Annotated in this window: 15 protein-coding genes; 3 read left to right on the forward strand and 12 right to left on the reverse strand. The window is 43.5% G+C overall.

The window, feature by feature from the left end; genetic code table 11:
- Positions 1 to 777 precede the first annotated feature (777 nt).
- The 3 genes from I8751_RS08010 to ctpB form a co-directional block, all read right to left on the reverse strand.
- Positions 778 to 963, reverse strand: coding sequence for a hypothetical protein (locus I8751_RS08010; RefSeq protein ID WP_214438646.1), 186 nt, complete (start codon positions 961 to 963; stop codon positions 778 to 780).
- A 364-nt stretch (positions 964 to 1,327) separates the two neighbouring features.
- The gene (locus tag I8751_RS08015) at positions 1,328 to 2,296 is read right to left on the reverse strand and encodes a glycosyltransferase (protein WP_214438647.1); all 969 of its coding nucleotides are present in this window, start codon (positions 2,294 to 2,296) and stop codon (positions 1,328 to 1,330) included.
- Positions 2,297 to 2,469: 173 nt separating this feature from the next.
- Complete coding sequence (gene ctpB / locus I8751_RS08020) at positions 2,470 to 3,807, reverse strand: carboxyl-terminal processing protease CtpB (RefSeq protein ID WP_214438648.1); 1,338 nt, start codon at positions 3,805 to 3,807, stop codon at positions 2,470 to 2,472.
- A 333-nt stretch (positions 3,808 to 4,140) separates the two neighbouring features.
- Here ctpB and I8751_RS08025 point away from each other — a divergent pair, with 333 nt between their 5' ends.
- The 3 genes from I8751_RS08025 (at position 4,141) to I8751_RS08035 (ending at position 9,052) form a co-directional block, all read left to right on the forward strand.
- Positions 4,141 to 4,839, forward strand: coding sequence for a YdcF family protein (locus I8751_RS08025; protein ID WP_214438649.1), 699 nt, complete (start codon positions 4,141 to 4,143; stop codon positions 4,837 to 4,839).
- A gap of 98 nt (positions 4,840 to 4,937) precedes the next feature.
- Positions 4,938 to 5,264: a hypothetical protein gene (locus tag I8751_RS08030; RefSeq protein WP_214438650.1), complete on the forward strand. Its 327-nt coding sequence runs from the start codon at positions 4,938 to 4,940 to the stop codon at positions 5,262 to 5,264.
- A gap of 140 nt (positions 5,265 to 5,404) precedes the next feature.
- Positions 5,405 to 9,052: a tetratricopeptide repeat protein gene (locus I8751_RS08035; protein WP_214438651.1), complete on the forward strand. Its 3,648-nt coding sequence runs from the start codon at positions 5,405 to 5,407 to the stop codon at positions 9,050 to 9,052.
- A gap of 18 nt (positions 9,053 to 9,070) precedes the next feature.
- On the opposite strand, the gene I8751_RS08040 is transcribed toward I8751_RS08035, so the two are convergent.
- The 9 genes from I8751_RS08040 to I8751_RS08080 form a co-directional block, all read right to left on the reverse strand.
- Positions 9,071 to 9,235, reverse strand: a complete 165-nt coding sequence (locus tag I8751_RS08040; RefSeq protein ID WP_214438652.1) for a hypothetical protein — start codon at positions 9,233 to 9,235, stop codon at positions 9,071 to 9,073.
- Positions 9,236 to 9,445 carry a hypothetical protein gene (locus I8751_RS08045; RefSeq protein ID WP_214438653.1) on the reverse strand — a complete coding sequence of 70 codons (210 nt, stop codon included), beginning with the start codon at positions 9,443 to 9,445 and terminating at the stop codon, positions 9,236 to 9,238.
- Between the two features lie 113 nt (positions 9,446 to 9,558).
- Complete coding sequence (locus I8751_RS08050) at positions 9,559 to 10,236, reverse strand: Uma2 family endonuclease (protein WP_214438654.1); 678 nt, start codon at positions 10,234 to 10,236, stop codon at positions 9,559 to 9,561.
- Between the two features lie 230 nt (positions 10,237 to 10,466).
- A complete protein-coding gene (locus I8751_RS08055) occupies positions 10,467 to 11,735 on the reverse strand; it encodes a DNA cytosine methyltransferase (protein WP_214438655.1) in 1,269 nt (422 codons plus the stop codon).
- A 51-nt stretch (positions 11,736 to 11,786) separates the two neighbouring features.
- A complete protein-coding gene (gene lpxB / locus I8751_RS08060; RefSeq protein WP_214438656.1) occupies positions 11,787 to 12,956 on the reverse strand; it encodes a lipid-A-disaccharide synthase in 1,170 nt (389 codons plus the stop codon).
- A gap of 94 nt (positions 12,957 to 13,050) precedes the next feature.
- On the reverse strand, positions 13,051 to 13,866 hold the full coding sequence (gene lpxA / locus I8751_RS08065; protein WP_214438657.1) for an acyl-ACP--UDP-N-acetylglucosamine O-acyltransferase: 816 nt from the start codon (positions 13,864 to 13,866) through the stop codon (positions 13,051 to 13,053).
- A gap of 337 nt (positions 13,867 to 14,203) precedes the next feature.
- Entirely contained in the window at positions 14,204 to 14,716 is a 513-nt protein-coding gene (gene fabZ, locus I8751_RS08070; RefSeq protein ID WP_214438658.1) for a 3-hydroxyacyl-ACP dehydratase FabZ, read from the reverse strand.
- A 98-nt stretch (positions 14,717 to 14,814) separates the two neighbouring features.
- Positions 14,815 to 15,690 (reverse strand): UDP-3-O-acyl-N-acetylglucosamine deacetylase, encoded by an 876-nt coding sequence (lpxC, locus tag I8751_RS08075; protein WP_214438659.1) that lies wholly within the window; start codon positions 15,688 to 15,690, stop codon positions 14,815 to 14,817.
- A 284-nt stretch (positions 15,691 to 15,974) separates the two neighbouring features.
- The gene (locus tag I8751_RS08080; RefSeq protein ID WP_214438660.1) at positions 15,975 to 18,500 is read right to left on the reverse strand and encodes a BamA/TamA family outer membrane protein; all 2,526 of its coding nucleotides are present in this window, start codon (positions 18,498 to 18,500) and stop codon (positions 15,975 to 15,977) included.
- Between the last annotated feature and the right edge of the window lie 9 nt (positions 18,501 to 18,509).

An 18,509-nucleotide genomic window follows, 5' to 3' on the forward strand; every position in this document is an offset into this window, starting at 1 on the left:
AGCCTCCCCAGCCCCCCCAGCTTTGCCACTTCACAAAATCGCGTTGCTCCCACTTTAGCTCTGCGACTTACGCTCAGGGCTAAAATCCATAGGAGCGCAAAGAAGATTGGCGATCGCTCTTGGTTCTTTGACTTCATGGTGGAACTGCGTTCTGAATTTGACACTCTCAAGTCGCTCCAAAACAAGATGCAAGAGTATATGGAGAACGTATGCGCTTAAACTAGCTGGTTGATCTTAAAAGAAAGCAGGTAGAGATTTACCGACAAGACAAAGATAAGGAAGTACTAATTTCCCCAAGCCAATTATCAAAACAGGAAATATTACCAGGTTTTATATTAGATTTAAGCGGGATTCTCTGAGAAATTATTATGTAAGTATATTAGTAAAATTATTCTATAAATTCGTATACTTTTACATCATATATTCATAGAATATCTTTTTAAAAAATTAGTCAAAATAATTCTTTACAGCAAATTTCTTATGGATGAGTTACATTACGCTCGCCTGTCTCTAGCCCCTTTCTTTTTAATAGGTATACTATACCCAACCGATAAACGCTGTATATTTATATTCAGGGAGGGATAGAAGAAGAAGGGTTATCCCTATGATTTTTCTGCTGCCTATTCTTTGAAATTAAATTTTCAAAAGAATATAGATGACTACATAAACGTTCTCAAAACTTAATTGCTTATGAGTTAACTTTATGTAAGTCTTCCCCTCCCCTTTGAATTGCAAAGTAAAAACTACTGGATTACCCAGTCAGTAAGCTTCGCAAAGTTAGCCACGGTAACGGTAACAGTCGTAGCAGTACTCACATTTGTATCTGTCTTTGTATCTATCTCTATCTCTGTCTCTATCTCTGTCTCTGTCTCTGTCTCCGCCGTATTGACCACCAGCTAGAAGCTGCTGCTCTTGTGTAGATAACTCCACAAATAAACCCGATGCAATGATTTGTTCGGACATGATTTTTTGCCTCACTTACTTTATATAGGTGTTTTCCACCTATGCTTCTACTTATAAATATCCTTTTTAGATATTGAACTAACCTATGGTTAGATATTAAAGAGCATAAATTCAGACCTTGAGTTAAAACTAAAGTCATACAACTATTAGTTGAAAATTTTTGGTATCTACAATACAAAATTGCACTTTGATTATTGGCAATTAATTTACAGTTTATTGATACTAAGAGTATGGCTCAGTAAAGAGGTGAAAAATGAAAAAAAAGCAATTTTGTCTAGAATAACTCTGAGACAAAAGTAAATATTTAGCTATTTATCTACGAAAGTAAATAAATGGGTGAGATCATTGCAGTCCTCTCATATTTTTATAGTCGGTCAATTATCTTGGCATTTTCTGGTAGTTGAGCCTCCTGCTGCCCAGAATAACGCGCTCTGGCAGTAAACAACCCAATAGGAGTATTCAAGATATCTACAAGGGTGGCTTTACCTGCGATCGCCTTCATGCTATCTTTGGGCACTTCCTTCAATAACCAACGTATCAAGCGATAACCGCATTCTTTCAGTGTAATTTCCCGCATTAATTCTACGCCGTGTAACTCATGCAGATAGCGGTTTGAACGTCCATAACGCCGCCATTGGCTTTTTAGTTCTTTGAATGTGGTGCGGTGACGGTGCTGCACGATCGCTTCTGGGGCAAATTCACAACGCCCAAGATTTTCTTGCAAAATCCGCCAGCAGATATCTGCATCGCCGCCAGTAGTGAGATAGGGGCGAAATAAACCCACTTTTTCTAAAGCAATGCGGCGAATGGCTAAATTAGCAGTCTGACCGTAGGGACAAAAGGAATGGCCAAGAGTATGCTTTTGTGATAAAGTCTCTTGGCTATTTGCGTGTTGTTCTAAAATAGTGTTACCTGGTAAGGCAACAATTTCACCTGCGACGATGACCACATCTGGCTTGACAAAAGGCTGGATTAATGAGCTTATCCATTGTGGTTGGGGACGACAATCAGCATCGGTAAAAGCGATAATTTCGCCGACAGCAGCACGAATACCAGTATTTCGAGCCGCATAAGAGCTTTGAATTTTGTTTTCACTCAAAGGGCGAATTGTAATTGAGCTATTTTCGGCAGATGCTTTAAGGTAGGTGAAAGTGCGATCGCTACTGTTATTGTCTACAAGTAAGTACTCTACTCGGTTTTTTGGGTAACTTTGAGACAACAGACAACTAATTAACTCTGGTAAATCTATTTCACCGTTATAAATAGGAACAACCACCGAAACCATTGGCAAGAAGCTGTTGGCGGTGGTTGTATTGCTTAGCTGATGATTCATAGAAGTATTAAGGATGAAGTATGCAGGATGAAGGATAAAAATTTTATACTTCAGCCCACCCTACGAAAAGCCGCCTTTAGGAGCGTCTACATCTTTTATACTTGCTTAAACCTGAATTTGGGAATGCTGATAGATAAACACTTGGTCAGAGATTACTCTCAAATAACATCAATCTAAAATTTCAAGTCGTTGGCGCGAGCGCTCACAGGTTGACTGGGTAGTATAACTGGAGATTCAGCGAAGTTGTTACCAGATAAAACTGCGATCGCACGGGCATATTGTGGATCATTTTTAGTCCCAACTAAACTTGGGTTGGTTGCCAATTGACGCTCTTGAGCCTCTGTCAAATCTAGTTTGATATCTGGTGTAATTCCCTTATGGTTAATATCCGTTCCCTTGGGAGTGTAGTAGTGGGCAATGGTGACAGCTAAACCAGAACCATCTGACAGTTCATGAACTGACTGTACTAATGCTTTACCAAAGGTTTGACCCCCAATGACTACAGCCCGCTTATTATCCTTGAGGGCCCCTGTTAAAATCTCACTAGCACTAGCTGAATTACCATCAACCAATACCGCTAAGGGAAGTTTTGTCAAGGCAGTGCGATTGGCTTTACTATCCTCAGTACCTCCTCGGCGATCAACTGTGCGGACAATCCCGCCATCATCTAGCCACATCCGAGCAATTTCAATGCTTGCCTGCAATAAACCACCAGGATTGCCGCGCAAATCTAACACAAAAGCATCGACTCTTTTGCCGTTCAAATTGCGGATGGCTCGACGCATTTGATCAGCAGCATGGGCATTAAACTCGCGCAAACGAACATAGCCTACGCGTCGATTTCCTTCTTGCTTGAGGGTATAAAGTACTGTTGGTACTTCAATCGTTGCCCGTGTCAGCTTCAAATTAAAAGCATTCTGCCCCGTCCGTCCGAGGCGTAATGTGATGGGAGTACCTGCTTTGCCACGAATCAGCTTGGAGGCATCATCCACTTTCATATCCAGGGTGGACTTGCCATCAATTGCCAAAATTTCATCGCCTGCTTTGATCCCACTTTTCAGCGCTGGGGAGTTTTCTATGGCTTCCACAACAGTGAGCCGCTTGGTTTTGTCGTTCACTTCCATGCGGATGCCAATCCCAGAGACTTCCCCAGATGTTTGACTGGTTAAGGCTTCATACTGTTTGGGGTCAAGAAATCGGGTATAAGGATCACCCAACTTTTGTAAAGCTTCGCGAATGGCTACATAAGCTTCTTCATTAGAAGAATAGTTTTTGCTTAATAGACTTTGCCTAGTTGCTTGCCAATCTTGTTGATTAAAGTTGCCGTCAACATATTCACGATTTACCACTTGCCATACTTGGTCAACTAGGGCTTTGGGGCTATCTTTTAGGGCAGCCCGAACGCTGCGAGTCCAAGCAGGGCCAAATACGGACATGGTGGCGGTCGTGGCGATCGCTCCACCAATCAAGGCTACTTGGAGTGGCGAGTAACGTTTCGCAGATTGGTTCATGTACATCAGCTGGATTAATTGTATTGTTGACAGTCTAGCAATCAGGCTTTTGAGAAATTTTTAAGTTTTTATACTCAATTTTCAGTTATGTTATGCTCATCACTTTCCCCTCGGAATTATCCTAAAAATTTTGCAGTATTTTATTACAAATAATTACTGCGTCTGCAAACTTTTTGGCAGTCTAATCTGACACTATTAAGTTACTGTGACAATAATGTGACACTTTTATCAGTGTCATCTTTACACCCTATATTATTTTTATAAGATAGCATTTCGTTGACTTAATAGCAGGTCTTTTTGCCATGATTTAACCAAGCTTTGATTACCAATGTCATGAGACATAAATTTACTAAAACTTCATCAATTCTCGGACGTGGAAAATTTCGTAAAACGTGGCAATTGTTACAAAAATTAGCTTTTGTTTTATGTCTGATCTTTGTCATTTGGATGATTTGCATCACTACAAGCCTAGTTTTCGCTTCCTCAAAGCCAGTAAATGCGTTTTTTGTATTAGGTGGTAGTATTCGCCGAGAAATTTATGTTGCTCACAAAGTAACACAATATCCGCAGACCCCAATTTTAATTTCTCATGGTTCCCCAGACCCTTGTGTATGGATGATTTTTCAGCGGGAAGCGGTAAAGTTGCAAAATGTTTGGTTAGAAAATTGTGCAAATTCTACCTTTGAAAATTTTTATTATGGTATTCCGATTCTGCGACGTTGGGGAGTGCATAAAGTCATGTTGATTACGTCGCCAAGTCATTTACCCAGAGCTAAATGGATGGCACAAATTCTTTTAGGCGCTCATGGAATTTGGGTAGAGCCAGACATTGTTGAGGAGTTGGGTATTCCTGGTAATCGTGAGTCTTGGTTGAAAACTGGACTCGATTTAACGCGTAGTTTGTTTTGGGCAATGTTGAGTCAAATTATTCAACCACAATGCTCTCAAGTGACTAAATTGGCTGAGGTGGATATACAAGCTTGGCAAAATCAAGGTTTTAAATGTGAGCGCCAAGGGGGGTTGGGAAGATGAGGGGGAGCAGAGGAGCAGGGAGCAGGGAGCAGGGGGAATTATCCTCTTTTTTGACCATTGACCTTTAAAATAAGCCTGGAAATATTCGCAGGGAAACTATGGCAGTAGCTCAATTGGCGATCGCAGGTGAAGATGCAGTTGTAGCAACAAAGGCGCTTTTAGAAATTCCCGGTATATCGGGTAACTATAGCGTTAGTTCAGATACAGCCGAAAGAGAGGGAGTAACAGCAACAGTTGCTACTATCGTGGGGATTGTTGGGGGTACAATCGCCATTGCTGAACAAATCCGTAAGTGGTATCAAGATTACAAGCAGCAAAAGTCTGGTAAAAGAATAGAAAAGGTGTTGATTGTTGGGCGTAATGGTCGGCGTTTGCTGCTGGAGAATGCAACGTTAGAGGAAATTAGGCAAATTTTGGAAGGGTAAGAATAACGAACGAACCGCCAAGTACGCCAAGTACGCCAATAAAGAAGAGTTTGAGGGAAATTGCGGGCGGATTCCTTTGAAAAGCTCTGGAATTCGGGGTGTTAGACTTGGGGAAATGCTGAAGTCTCAGGATTCGGAATGTGCAAATCCTCCACCTCGATCTGAAGGCAGTTGATGGTAATTACGTAGAGTTACGTTATTTTATTGATAATCCAAACCAGTATGAAAAGCGATCGCTTCCTCTATCAGAAGTCGCTGATTTGATTGAGTTGGCGGAACGAGATTATTATGTTTCGGTATTCCCAGAGGATTATACGGTAACTGGGCAGCGGCTGTATAACTGGTTGGATGGGAGCGATCGTTGGCTGCAACCTTTGCTAGATAAGTATCGGCGAGAGGGGATTGTGTTAGCGATCGCGGCGGCGGAAAATCTCGCTCATCTGCCTTGGGAAGTGCTGTACGATGGCGTTAGCTTTTTGGTTGAGCGAGTCCCGGCTATTGTCCCGGTGCGTTGGGTGTCAGATAGCACGGTAAAAAAATTGACCATTGACGGGGAAGCAGAAAACCGGGCGCTGCAAGTTTTGTTTATGGCGACTTCGCCTTTGGATGTCAAACCTGTGCTGGATTTTGAGGGGGAGGAAGCACGGATTTTAGAGGCGACAAAGCGGCAACCTTTAGCATTGACAGTGGAAGAAAGCGGCTGTTTGTTGGAGTTGGGTTATTTAATCGATGGTTATGATAAAGATTATTTTGATGTTTTACACCTGACTGGTCATGCTACCTTACAAGATGGGCAACCCCGCTTTGTTACAGAAACGGCAACAGGTGAGGCTTACTATGCCAGTGCTGGAGATATCGCCCAAGAATTACAATTTCGGTTGCCAAAACTTATATTTCTCTCTGGTTGTCGTACTGGGCAAGCTGGCAATTCCGGTTCTGTGCCGTCAATGGCTGAAGAATTGCTCAAATCGGGTGCGAAAGCAGTTTTGGGTTGGGGTCAAAAGGTTTTAGATTCTAATGCTACAGCCGCGGCTGCGGCATTGTATCAGGAATTATCGGCGGGGAAGCAAATCACTGAAGCTGTTGCTAGTACCTACCAAGCATTAATTAAGAATAAGGCGCGGGATTGGCATTTGTTACGGCTGTATGCAGCAGGCAATTTACCAAGTTCGTTAGTCACACCTTTGCGGACTCGTGGACGTAAACCAGCGCCACCGCTTTCTGTTTCTACCCAGTTTTTAGATGCTGCGGGTAAGGTGAAAGTCCCGACGCGGGAGAGTTTTGTTGGTCGTCGCCGTCAATTGCAAAATTGTTTGCGAGTGCTGAGTCAATCAACCGATGAAATTGGGGTGTTGATTCATGGCATGGGCGGTTTGGGTAAAAGTAGTTTAGCTGCTAGGCTTTGTGACAGACTGGCGAATTTTGAGCGTGTTGTCTGGGTGGGGAGAATAGATGAAGCTAGTTTAGTAAGTCGCCTAACAGAAAAGTTGGATGACAACGAACAACGCAAAAGCTTACAAAATTATGATGAAGAATTGAAATATCGGCTGCGGCGAGTTTTCCAGCAGTTGCATGAGCAAGGAAAGCCGTTTTTATTAGTGCTGGATGACTTTGAAGTGAATTTAGAGACCTCACCCCCAACCCCTCTCCGAAGCGGAGAGGGGAGTCAAGTCCCCCCATTCCCTCGTAGGGAAGGGGGGCTAGGGGGGTTAGGTCGTCTGCAATCAGAAGCAGCAGAGGTAATGAAGGCTTTAGTCTGGGCAATTAGAGAAAATTCCACTTCCCACCGCATTGTTATTACCTGCCGCTATGATTTTGAATTTACCCAGTTGCAGCATTTCCATAAGCAGCCGTTGGAGGGGATGCGAGGCGCAGATTTGCGAAAAAAGTGTAATCTACTCACAGCCTTTGGTGCTAAATCTCAGGTGGATGAGGCTTTAAAATCGCAGGCGCAGAAGTTGGCGGATGGTAATCCCCGCTTGCTGGAATGGTTGGATAAGATTTTGCAAAATACAACTGTCGATGTGGCGGCAATTTTGAATCGGTTAGCAGCAGATCCGGTGGAGTTGCGAGAGCAAGTTTTGGCAGAGGCGCTGCTGCAACAGATGGATGTAACCATGCGGGAGATGTTGTCACGGGGTTTAGTGTTTGAGTTGTCAGTACCGAGGGAAGCTTTAGCCGCAGTTTGTGAGAATATCCCCAATTTGTCACATTATATTAGTCGGGCGGTGGCGTTGGGGCTGTTGGAAGTGAGCCATGATCAGGCGTTACGAGTGCCGCGTATTTTGCCTGTGCAGATACGGTCAGATGGAGAAGCTTTGTATGAGCAAGCGGCTCAGGTGTTGTATCGCCTTTGGTGGGAAGGGACAGCAATCCCAACCGAGGAACAAAACTTAGAAATTCATCGGTTAGCGTTGCGAGGAAAGGTAGACAAGGTTGCGTTAGAAATAGCAGGGAAGTTAGCAAGTCACTGGAGAAATCAAAGCCGATTTCGGGAAGCTGTTCAATTGTGCAAATCTACTCTAGAAATTGCTGAAGATTACGTACTATTACATGGATTAGCTGCTTGTGAACAAGAACTGGGTGATGTAAGTAAAGCCCAAGAGCATTATCAACAAGCCCTAGATAATTGTCCAACAGAAGACAAAAAAGAAAAAGCAGGAATTATTCATAACTTGGGTTATCTCAAAGCCAGTACGGGACAAATCAGCGAAGCGATCGCCTTGTATGAACAATCTCTTACCCTCAGTGAACAAATCGGCAATGTCCAACTCAAGGCAGTGACATTGCAACACTTGGGATATATCAAAGCCGATAGAGGAGAAATCAATGAAGCGATCGCCTTGTATGAAAAATCCTTTGCTCTCAATGAACAAATCGGCAATGTTCAAGGACTGCCAGGTATGTTGCACGAAATGGGGAGACTCAAAGCCGATAGAGGAGAAATAGAACAAGCGATCGCCTTGTATGAAAAATCCTTTGCCCTCAATGAACAAATCGGCAATGTTCAACTCAAGGCGGCGACGTTGCACGAAATGGGGAGACTCAAAGCCAATATAGGAGAAATAGAACAAGCGATCGCCCTTTATCAACAATCCTTTGCTCTCAGTGAACAAATCGGCCATGTCCAAGGTAAGGCAACGACGTTACACCAGCTGGGGGCAATCAAAGCCTATGGAGGAGAAATTAACGAAGCGATCGCCCTTTATCAACAATCCCTGGCTATCAAAGAACAAATCGGCAATGTCAAAGGCAAGGCGGCGACGTTGCACGAATTGGGAAACCTCAAAGCTAATACAGGAGAAATCAGCGAAGCGATCGCCCTTTATCAGGAATCCCTTGCCATCTGTGAACAAATCGGCTACGTCAAAGGTCAGGTGACTGCTTTGTTCAGTTTGATGAAACTCAAAACCGATAGAGGAGAAATCAATGAAGCAATCGCTTTTTATCAGCAATCTCTTGTCATCATTGAACAAATCGATGATGTCAAAATTAAGGCGACAATGTTCAACAACTTAGGATACCTCAAAGAGAATACAGGAGAAATCAACGAAGCGATCGCCCTATATGAAAAATCGCTTGCCCTTGATGAACAAATCGGCAATGTCCAAGGTCAGGCAATAACGTTGTGGTGCTTAGGGGAAATAGCAGAACAACAGGGCGATTACAATAAAGCACTAGATTATTTGCAGTCAGCCTTGAAGATATTGCAGCGTCTCAAATCTCCTGATGCTGAAGCAGTTAGACAAATGATAGTGAGAGTGCAAGATTTAATTCGTAGTTCGTAATTCGTGGTTCGTCATTTGTCATTTATTATTTGTCATTAAGAAACATCGCTGATAAAACGTCAATGCGATCGCAACAGAGTTGAGCTTAGCTACAGATGTAGCGACTGTCGTATTCTTTAATTTAATTGGTATCCACTCGATTGTCGTGTGAGCGATCGCTCCTTTTGCGTTAAGCTGACTCATCTACAAGTCTTTGATACTCATGCGAGAGCCTTTGATATTCGTGGGAGAGTCTTTAATACTCATGCGAGAGCCTTTGATATTCGCGCGAGAGTCTTTGATATTCGTGGGAGAGTCTTTAATACTCATGAGAGAGTTTTTGATATTCGTGAGCGAGTCTTTAATACTCATGAGAGAGTCTTTGATGTTCGCGGGAGAGTCTTTAATATTCATGAGAGAGTCTTTGATATTCGTGGGAGAGTCATTGATACTCGTTCACCAGTTTTTTAGACTTGTGGCTTGGTTGTTGGAGATTGCATCTGTCCTAATTCAGCCCAAAGCAGATTCTAAACCAAAGAATCTGGATCTACACCCAGCGATCTGAGACGTTCAGCCAGCATTTGGGCGCGTTGTTCTGCTTGTTGAACTCGTTCTTCTGGTGCTAATAAACGCTTGCCTTGCTCGTCATACCAGTAAAGCCACTCGCGTGTAATACCTAGATATGTACCCCGTTCGTTGCCAATTCCTAAACCGATTTCTGGTAGCCAAACGGGATTTCCTGGCTGCAATTGATACTTGCCATTTACCAAGCGATACACTTCTAAAGTCGGTTTTCTCCGCCGCTGGGGATTATAAACGACATAATATAAAACTTCTAATTGGGCATAAAATTCTTTCTTCGTGCTGTATTCCCCGCGCCGTTTCTGAGAAACCACCTCTAATGCCATAATTGGTGCGCGCTGTTCTTCCCAAAGCACATAACTTAAACGCAGATTCTGATCAAAAATCCGTTCTACTCCCAGACTCAAAAACCCATCTGGTACAATCGCTGGCTGATTGGGATCATAATAAATGCCCATATCAACCTCAAAGAACCAGTCCATGCGATCTGCCCATGCCATAGCTAATATAGCTTTGAGTAAACCGGGAATCAAATCTTGTAATTCATTATCCACAGGGGTATCGTCAGAGTCAGGCAAATCCTCAGCGGAGGGTAAGCAGTCTAGCGGATCGTACTTTAGCATGATCTGATTGCCATTCATCTAATATTGTGATCATAGAGGCAAGAGCAAAAGCCTAGGGCATGTTTCCCCATTATTGTAGAGACGCGATTCATCGCGTTTGATAAATCCATTGAGAAAAGGCGATCGCTTGTCGCAAACCCCATGATTTCATCGCGTCTGATAAATCTCAGTGCGATCACCTGTGGTAAACCTCATGACCTCATCGCGTCTGATAAATCTCAGTGCGATCGCTAACAATCTTTGCCATAATATTGTGCCGCTTGCGACATATTTAGTTGCAATAGCTTTTCATCTCCTAGCTGCTGACGAAAATGAGATTTATTAGGCAATACCTGCAATTTACGAATAATTTCTGCTGCTACAGCTTTTGCTAATAGTGGTGGTACAGAGTTACCGACTTGGCGGAATCCATGCCATTTAGTGACATGAAATCTAAACCAGTCCGGGTAAGAATGTAGTCTTGCAGCTTCCCTGACTGTAATGCAGCGGGGTGTCAAAGGATGAATCGGTCTAGGAGAGGTGAAAGAACCTCTATATTTGTCTGTTCCTGCTCGTAAGGTGTTACAGACACCAGCCGGATGTAGTTTATGAAAACGGCTAATCGGCTCTCTCTCTCCCGGAATCGTTGCAGCAAAACGTTGAATAGTTGTAAGTGAGTGTTTTGTTCTCAGACTTGAAGAAAGGATGCGGGAATCAAAGTCACGCTGATATGCATAGTCATCTACTAAAGTATTAATCCCGCGAAGTGTCAAAGCGTAATTACTCGGTTTGCCATACTCTGCTACTATCCAATCTCTCTTTAATAACTCTGAGTAATTTTCTACTTCTGGTATATCTCCAATTGCTTCCCAGACTGTTGGGCTATTAGGAAGAATCGATAAATTCTGATCTGTAAAATTATTTGGCAATGCTTGTTTAGTAATTGGCTGGGGATATGGCGGTAACTCTACATCTTTTCTTGCACCAATGAGAAATAATCTCTCGCGAGACTGTGGCACACCATAATGTGCTGCGTTGAGAATTCGATAATTTTCTGCTATTTGATAGCCATGAATTTTAAAATCGCTAATTAAAGTTTGGAGAATTTTTTTATGTTCACCAACTGTAATTCCCCGAACATTTTCCATTACAAAAAACTTTGGTTGTAGCTCTAAAACTAATCGATGGAAGTGAAATACTAAAGAATTGCGCGGATCATCAAAAGCTCGTTTACCCATGAGTGAAAAGCCTTGACATGGAGAGCCGCAAATCACTGCATCGATTTCGCGATCGCCAATTTCAGAACGCTGCCTAATTTCTTCTCCTGTAGTACCCACAACACTTTGACACAACACAGAGCAGAAAGGAAAATTAAACTCATGTGTAGCACAGTGAATCGGGTCTATTTCCACAGATGCCAACACATCAAAGCCAGCTTGTTCAAAGCCAAGGGTCATGCCGCCAGCACCGGCAAACAAGTCAACTGCGATCGGTCGTTGTTTTCTCAAATCATGAGCCATGACACCTCTAAGCTGACTCTGAAATCTAACAATTAACCACCAATTTAAAATCTAAACTCTCAAACTTGGTAGCATTTGCAAAATTTCTTGAGCAGCGCGATCGCATACTCCCACTTCGCCTAAACACTGGCGCATTTCTTGATAATCTGTCAAAGTTTGCTGGCGGCGTTCAGGATTTAGCAATAATTCCATTGCCGCTTGGGTAATATTCTCTGGTGTGGCTTGCTCTTGTAAAAACTCTGGCACAATTGGCTTCATCACGACTAAATTAGGTGGCGATGCAAAGGGTATGGAACCTTTGAGAATTTTTCGGGCAATCCATACCGTAATGGGATTCAGGCGGTAAACCACAACTTGCGGCACATTTAATAAAGCTAGTTCCAAATTTACGGTGCCAGATTTAGTAATGGCAAAATCGGCAGCGGCAAATACTTCTTTTTGTTGACCTGATACAACACTAGCCCGCAAACCGTAACGTTCAATTGCTGCTTCAATTGGCTGTCTGTAGACTTCTAAGGACAGAGGAATCCAAAAATGAACTTCAGGTAGCTTGGTTTGAATAGTTTGGGCCGCTGCAAAAATAACTGGTAAAAGATATTTTATTTCTTGGTTGCGAGAGGCAGGGAGAAGAGCGATCGCTGTTTGTTCTGGCGTAATACCCAATTTTGCGCGGGCTGCTTCACGACTGGGAGCGTTTTGCATCCGGTCAACGAGAGGATGCCCTACCCAACTAACTTTTGCGCCGTTATCGCTAAAATAACGGGCTTCTTCTGGGAAGATTGCCAACAACTTATCTGTAAAGCCGACAATTCGGGCAGTGTTACGTAAACTGACTGACCACACCCATTCTTGGGGAGCAATGTAATACACCACAGGCACTTGGGGTAAATGCTTTTGCATATAAGTGCCAATGCCGAGATTTGGCCCCATGTAGTCAATTAGCACTACTAAGTCAGGTGGATTTTGTTTGAGAAAGGCGATCGCTTGTCGTTGTACTCTGAGAGTAGGCAAAATATAAGGCAGAGATTCAACTAGACCCATTGAGCCAATACCACTGGTATCACCCAGAATAGTTGCTCCTGCCTCTGCCATTCTTTCGCCACCCAGAGCTACAATCTCTAATTGCAAACCAGCAGCAGCAGCTTGACGCTTCATCGCTACAATCAGCAGCGACCCTTGCAAATCGCCAGAAACTTCGCCAGTGCTGATAAATATCCGCATTTGGTAATTGGTAGTTGGTAAAAATGTATTAAATACTGAATGGTTAGAAGTTAGGAGTTACAAGTTTAATTCATAACTCACAACTTCTAATTGATCATTCATCACTCACGCTTGGTTTACTCTTTCCGGGAATTAAACCACGTCTGCCTGGCATCTGAGAAAGTAGCAAGAAGCGACGTAGGTTTTGTAGTTGTTCGGTTTCTCCCAACTGTTCGAGCTGTTCTAAAGCATCTTTAAAAGTTAAGCCAGAACGATACAGAATGCGGAAGGCTTTTTTGAGGATTTGTAAGTCGGTTGAACTCATGCCAGAACGCTTTAATCCCACAAGATTAAGGGTTCGTACTCGTGCCGGATTGCCTTCCACTAGCATATAAGGTGGTACATCCCGATCAATGCGTGCCATACCTCCAACCATCGCGTGTTTACCAATATGTACAAATTGATGCACACCCAAAACTCCGCCTAGCCTTGCTCGTGACTCTATATGGACATGACCTGCTAGTGCTACTGAGTTGGGAATAATCACGTGGTCTTCAATGATGCAGTTATGAGCTACATGTACATAAGCCATCAGTAAGTTGTTATTCCCGATTACCGTTGCTTCACCAGCACCAGTAGCGCGGTTGATGGTGACATACTCACGAATCGAGTTATTATCACCAATTTTGACCCAAGTAGGTTCTCCCACAAATTTGAGATCCTGGGGTTCCATACCGATCGCTGCACCTGGAAAAATCTGATTTTGCGCCCCAATTTCACAAGGCCCTTCTAGCACTACATGAGCGCCAATTATTGTTTCAGGGCCCACTTTGACATGCTCTCCAATCACAGCATAGGCACCGACTTGCACTGTATGGTGGAGTTCCGATTTAGGATGAATTACAGCAGTTGGATGAATAAGCGTTTTCAAGGGTGAATCTCCAGAACTGTCTTGAGGAGCCAGTGTCCTTTGGGTTTGCCAATCCTTAAGTTCAGTTAAACCGACTTGAATGACTGACTCACTGTGCGGGGGTAATCCCCCTTGAGGCTACTGGCATTGCTGAGTGTGTAAGTTTTCAGTTGCCGAAAGTGTGAGGAAAAGCAAGTTAAGTGTGTTCGCGTAGCGGACGCACCAGAGGGCATCGAAAATCAAGAAATTATAAAGTGCTATTGTGGATTGTTTTTTTACTGCTATCCTTATTCAGAATGAAGTAAGGGTATTTCACGGATATACCCGTACCACGCAAGCAAATCTTTAATTAATTAATCTAATTAATTAAAGAGAACATCAATTCGCCTTCCGCAGCGAGTTTACCGTCAACTTCGGCACGAGCCTGCATTTTACCGAAACGACGTTGTTTTACACATAACAGTTCCACTGTCATTACCAGTTGATCTCCTGGTACAACTTGGCGGCGGAAACGGACTTTATCGATACCAGCAAAAACAAACAGTCCGTCTTCAAACCCAGGCAGCTGCTTCAAAACAATCCCCCCGACCTGTGCCATCGCTTCTACAATTAGTACTCCCGGCATCAGTGGTCTTCCTGGGAAATGACCTTGAAATTGAGGTTCATTGAAAGTAACATTTTTAACACCTACAGCCGACTTTCCTGGGATGTAGTCAATTATTTTATCTACAAGTAAAAATGGATAGCGGTGAGGTAGAAGTTTTTGAATTTCTTCAGATGAAAAAGTCTTTTTAATTTCATGGGTAGCCTGTTTTTCGGTAGATGTAGGTGCGATCGTCTCGGTGCTATTCACTTGGGTAAGGGTTGACATTAGCAGTTTGGTTGATTTTCAATCTGGGAAATGGAAATTAAGTGGGTTTATATTGAAACCCCTTAAGGATTTTAGATCCAATCCGTCTTAAAAGTTTGCTAGGCAGGGAAGCCTTGCTGGCAACTTTCCGCAAAATCTAAAATTTTCTGAGCCAGTTGAATATGTAAATTGTGGCTAGCTTTATACGCTAAAAAATGAGCTTGCGGAAAAGTTCCTAGTAAACTCAAATCTCCTACTAAGTCCAAGATTTTATGACGGACTGGCTCATTTGCAAATCTTAATGGTGGATTTAGCCAGCCTTCAGAGCCACAAACAAGTGCATTATCCAAACTACCACCTTTAATTAGTCCTGTTTTTTGTAAGTGTTCAATTTGATGCAGTAAACCAAAAGTCCGAGCAGGAGCAATTTCTTCAGCAAAGCTGGTAGAAGCGTTGTTTAATTCGGTAGCCTGTGACCAACTGTGCCATTGATTACCAATAGCTGGCGGGTCAAAGTCAATGCCGTAACTAAAGCGAATTTCTGGGGCTGGAAGGGCACAAACAAAGGCATCACCTTGATAAACCCATATTGGCTCTGTAATAACTAGAGGAATTTGATTGTTATTAACTGGTTGTGATATTAGACCGACTTCAGCGATACTTGCTGTCCATACCTTGGCTGAACCATCTAAAAGTGGTACTTCTGGGCCATCAATTTCAATTCGAGCGTTATCTACACCCATGCCCACAAGCGCTGCTAATAGATGCTCTACCGTGCGAACGCAGGCTTCATTTTTACCCAACTGAGTTGAAAGTACAGTCTGACTAACTGCTGCAACTTGGGCTGGAATTATCGGTAAATCAGGTAAATCCACCCGCACAAAATAGCGCCCACTGCCTGCATCGGCGGGTAATATCCGCACATGAGTAATTACACCACTATGCAGTCCCACTCCGGTTTGGGTAATTTCCGCTGCTAAAGTGTGCTGTTGCATAGATGAAAAGTGAATATATTTTGATTTGTATCATTTATGTTAAGTTTTGGCAAAGCCCCTGTTCTGCTCCCAACAATGTAACTGATACCTTTAAAGGTACAGTATTGAGGCAATGGTAAAAATTAGCAAGTTAAATTGGTCAGTTGTCAGTTTTTATTTGCCACTGACCACACTTTGACAAGCTCAATGCATCGCTGACCACTGACAACTGACAACTGACCCTTCGGGTTCGCAGTCGCCTGCGGAGGGAAACCCTCCCGCAGCGCTGCCTCACAACTGACAACTTAAAACCTTTCGCCAATACCAAAGTTAATGCGGCTATCACCGTCATCATTGATTCCGTAGTCAATGCGAATTGGCCCTAGTGGGGATTGTACACGCACACCAAGACCATAACCGTAACCGCTACCATTTTTGTTCAGTACCTCAGCGGTCTCAGTACTAGTTCCCAAATCAGTACCAACATCTAAAAATAGTGCGCCGCTAACTACTGAGAAAACCGGGAAGCGATATTCGACGGATGCTTGTACGTAACTGCGTCCGCTGGTTAAGGCTCCTTCTTCGTAACCCCGAACGGAGTTACTGCCACCAAGGGTAAAAGCTTCGTAGGGAGGCAAGTCACCAAGGATTGTTCCGCCTTGTAAGTTAAATGCTAGGGTTTCTGGCCCTTGGGTGAAGTTAGTAAAGTTGACAGGTACATATTGACTGTAGCTCCCTCGTAACCTGGTGAGTAAAATACTGCCTAACCCTACTGGTACTGATTGATCAAGCCCAAAACGTAAGTAAGATCCACTGGTGGGTTGCAAGGGATTATTACGTAGGTCGCGCTGTGCCCCTAATTGCAGTAGCAGCAAATCGTCTTCACCTTCGTCAGAGAAACTGAGAGGAACTGTGTTAGTACCAACACGGGTTTCATCATCAAATACAGCACCTAGCCTTCGGACATCGCCATCGCGATCGCGGGTGGAAACTCGTTGATACTGTAAGCCTGCTGAAGCTGTCCACTCGGACTTGTCGTAGGGATTAGCACTCAAGGGACGAGTAAAGGTGACACCGCCGCCTAGACGTAAAACACGGGGGCGATCGCCTTCCGTCCCATCTGTGTCAATGGTTCTAATATCACCATCTTGACCATCAAAAATCAATGAAATCGAACTGCGACGGAAAATATTGGTTGTATAAGAAGTTCGGTAAGGATCTCCCGCGATCCAAGGGTCTGTAAATCGCAAGTCGAACAGCAGTTCCCGCACTCCTACCTGTACCTCTGCCCCTAATTTTTGGTTTCTACCGTTGAGGTTTTGCTGTTGATAGCTAACAGTACCAAATAATCCACTGGCAGAACTGATACCAGCCCCAGCGGCAATAGAACCGCTGCTACGTTCAGCCACATTCACTACTACATCCACCTTACTGGGGTCAGTACCAGGGTCAAGGGAGACATTTACATCTTCAAATAATCCCAATCCATATACCCGCTGTAAATCTCTTTGTACTGTGTTGCGGTTGAATACTTGTCCTGGCTTCAACTCCACTTCGCGCTTGATCACATACTCTTGTGTCCGACCGCGAATTGGTTGTCCCTTTTCGTCTGTTTCTTGACCTTCTTTATTGCGGAACCGGATTTTAATATTCTCCACTACTCCTTCTGCCACTTGCAGAGTCACAACACCGTTTTCAGAAACTTTGGGCGCTCCAATTACATTTGCCAGCACATAACCTTGGTCTTGATACCGCTTGGTTAACTGTTTAATACCCTCTTGCAATTCACGCAAGTTGAGGATTTTGCCATACTGATTGCGAAAAATTTCATCCACAGTACTAGTAGGTAGTACAGAGGCAACACCTGTACCAGGATTGGCTTGTATTTCTACTTTCGACAAAACAGGATTAGGTTGCACAATAAAACTCACCCGTACCCCTAAAGGAGTATCTTCTGGAACTGCTTGGACATTGGAGAAAAAGCCAGTACCAAAGATGGCATTAATATCTTCTTGCAGTTGGGAACGGGTTGTTGTGCGCCCTGGTTGGGTGCGAATGACTTGGTAAACTTGGTCTTCCAGTTCTGGTGCTAGCTGTCCAGCCTGGGGTCTAACCACTACTTCTGATACCAGTACACGGGGTTCAGCCGCTTCTGGGGCTGCATCAGGAGATGGGGAAGGTGTTTGTTGCCCGGCTGGTGGAGGTGAAATTTGTGGAGTTTGTTGCCCGGCTGGTGGAGGTGTAATTTGTGGAGCGGAATTAGGCTGTTGAGTATTTTCTGGCAATACAGGTGTTACCGCAGGGGAGTTTAAATTTTCCTGTAATGGGGAAGGTGTTTGTTGTTCAGTTGCTGGGGGTAAATTCTCTGGAATGGAATTAGGCTGTTGAGTTGGCGGATTTGGGGTTGTCTCCAGGATTTGTGCAGTTGTTGGCTTTGTGAGACTGGGCAATATGACATTTGATGGTGTCTTTGCTGGGAAAACTGCGACGACAGTAGACTGGGGGTCTTCAATTATCTCAACTTCTGTCGAATTGGAGTGGGACTTTAAATTCTCGTGAGTTAGAACTTGACTTAAGTTCTTTTGTGATTGTTGATTTATTACAGGTGCAAGAAGTTCAACGACTTCAACTTCTGTCGAGTTGGATTGAGATTTTAAGTTCTCAAAAGTTAGAACTTGATTTGAGTTTTTTTCTAATTGTTGATTGGTCGGAGGTGCGAGAACCTCTGTTATCTTTTTAGAACTGTTAGCGCTTTGTGCATTTGCACTCAGTGAACTGCTTAAGGGCGCTGTAATTGCTACAACTGCCACCAATACGGGAGATAAACGCATTTTATTTAC

The sequence above is a fragment of the Atlanticothrix silvestris CENA357 genome, from assembly GCF_016056295.1.
In the GTDB taxonomy this organism is placed as follows: domain Bacteria; phylum Cyanobacteriota; class Cyanobacteriia; order Cyanobacteriales; family Nostocaceae; genus Atlanticothrix; species Atlanticothrix silvestris.

What these genes read in the sequence shown, in the direction of transcription:
- I8751_RS08010 (WP_214438646.1), bottom strand. Translation starts at nt 963, where the DNA reads ATGTCCGAACAAATCATTGCATCGGGTTTATTTGTGGAGTTATCTACA.
- I8751_RS08015 (WP_214438647.1), bottom strand. Translation starts at nt 2,296, where the DNA reads ATGAATCATCAGCTAAGCAATACAACCACCGCCAACAGCTTCTTGCCA.
- ctpB (WP_214438648.1), bottom strand. Translation starts at nt 3,807, where the DNA reads ATGAACCAATCTGCGAAACGTTACTCGCCACTCCAAGTAGCCTTGATT.
- I8751_RS08025 (WP_214438649.1), top strand. Translation starts at nt 4,141, where the DNA reads ATGAGACATAAATTTACTAAAACTTCATCAATTCTCGGACGTGGAAAA.
- I8751_RS08030 (WP_214438650.1), top strand. Translation starts at nt 4,938, where the DNA reads ATGGCAGTAGCTCAATTGGCGATCGCAGGTGAAGATGCAGTTGTAGCA.
- I8751_RS08040 (WP_214438652.1), bottom strand. Translation starts at nt 9,235, where the DNA reads ATGAGTCAGCTTAACGCAAAAGGAGCGATCGCTCACACGACAATCGAG.
- I8751_RS08045 (WP_214438653.1), bottom strand. Translation starts at nt 9,445, where the DNA reads ATGAATATTAAAGACTCTCCCGCGAACATCAAAGACTCTCTCATGAGT.
- I8751_RS08050 (WP_214438654.1), bottom strand. Translation starts at nt 10,236, where the DNA reads ATGCTAAAGTACGATCCGCTAGACTGCTTACCCTCCGCTGAGGATTTG.
- I8751_RS08055 (WP_214438655.1), bottom strand. Translation starts at nt 11,735, where the DNA reads ATGGCTCATGATTTGAGAAAACAACGACCGATCGCAGTTGACTTGTTT.
- lpxB (WP_214438656.1), bottom strand. Translation starts at nt 12,956, where the DNA reads ATGCGGATATTTATCAGCACTGGCGAAGTTTCTGGCGATTTGCAAGGG.
- fabZ (WP_214438658.1), bottom strand. Translation starts at nt 14,716, where the DNA reads ATGTCAACCCTTACCCAAGTGAATAGCACCGAGACGATCGCACCTACA.
- lpxC (WP_214438659.1), bottom strand. Translation starts at nt 15,690, where the DNA reads ATGCAACAGCACACTTTAGCAGCGGAAATTACCCAAACCGGAGTGGGA.
- I8751_RS08080 (WP_214438660.1), bottom strand. Translation starts at nt 18,500, where the DNA reads ATGCGTTTATCTCCCGTATTGGTGGCAGTTGTAGCAATTACAGCGCCC.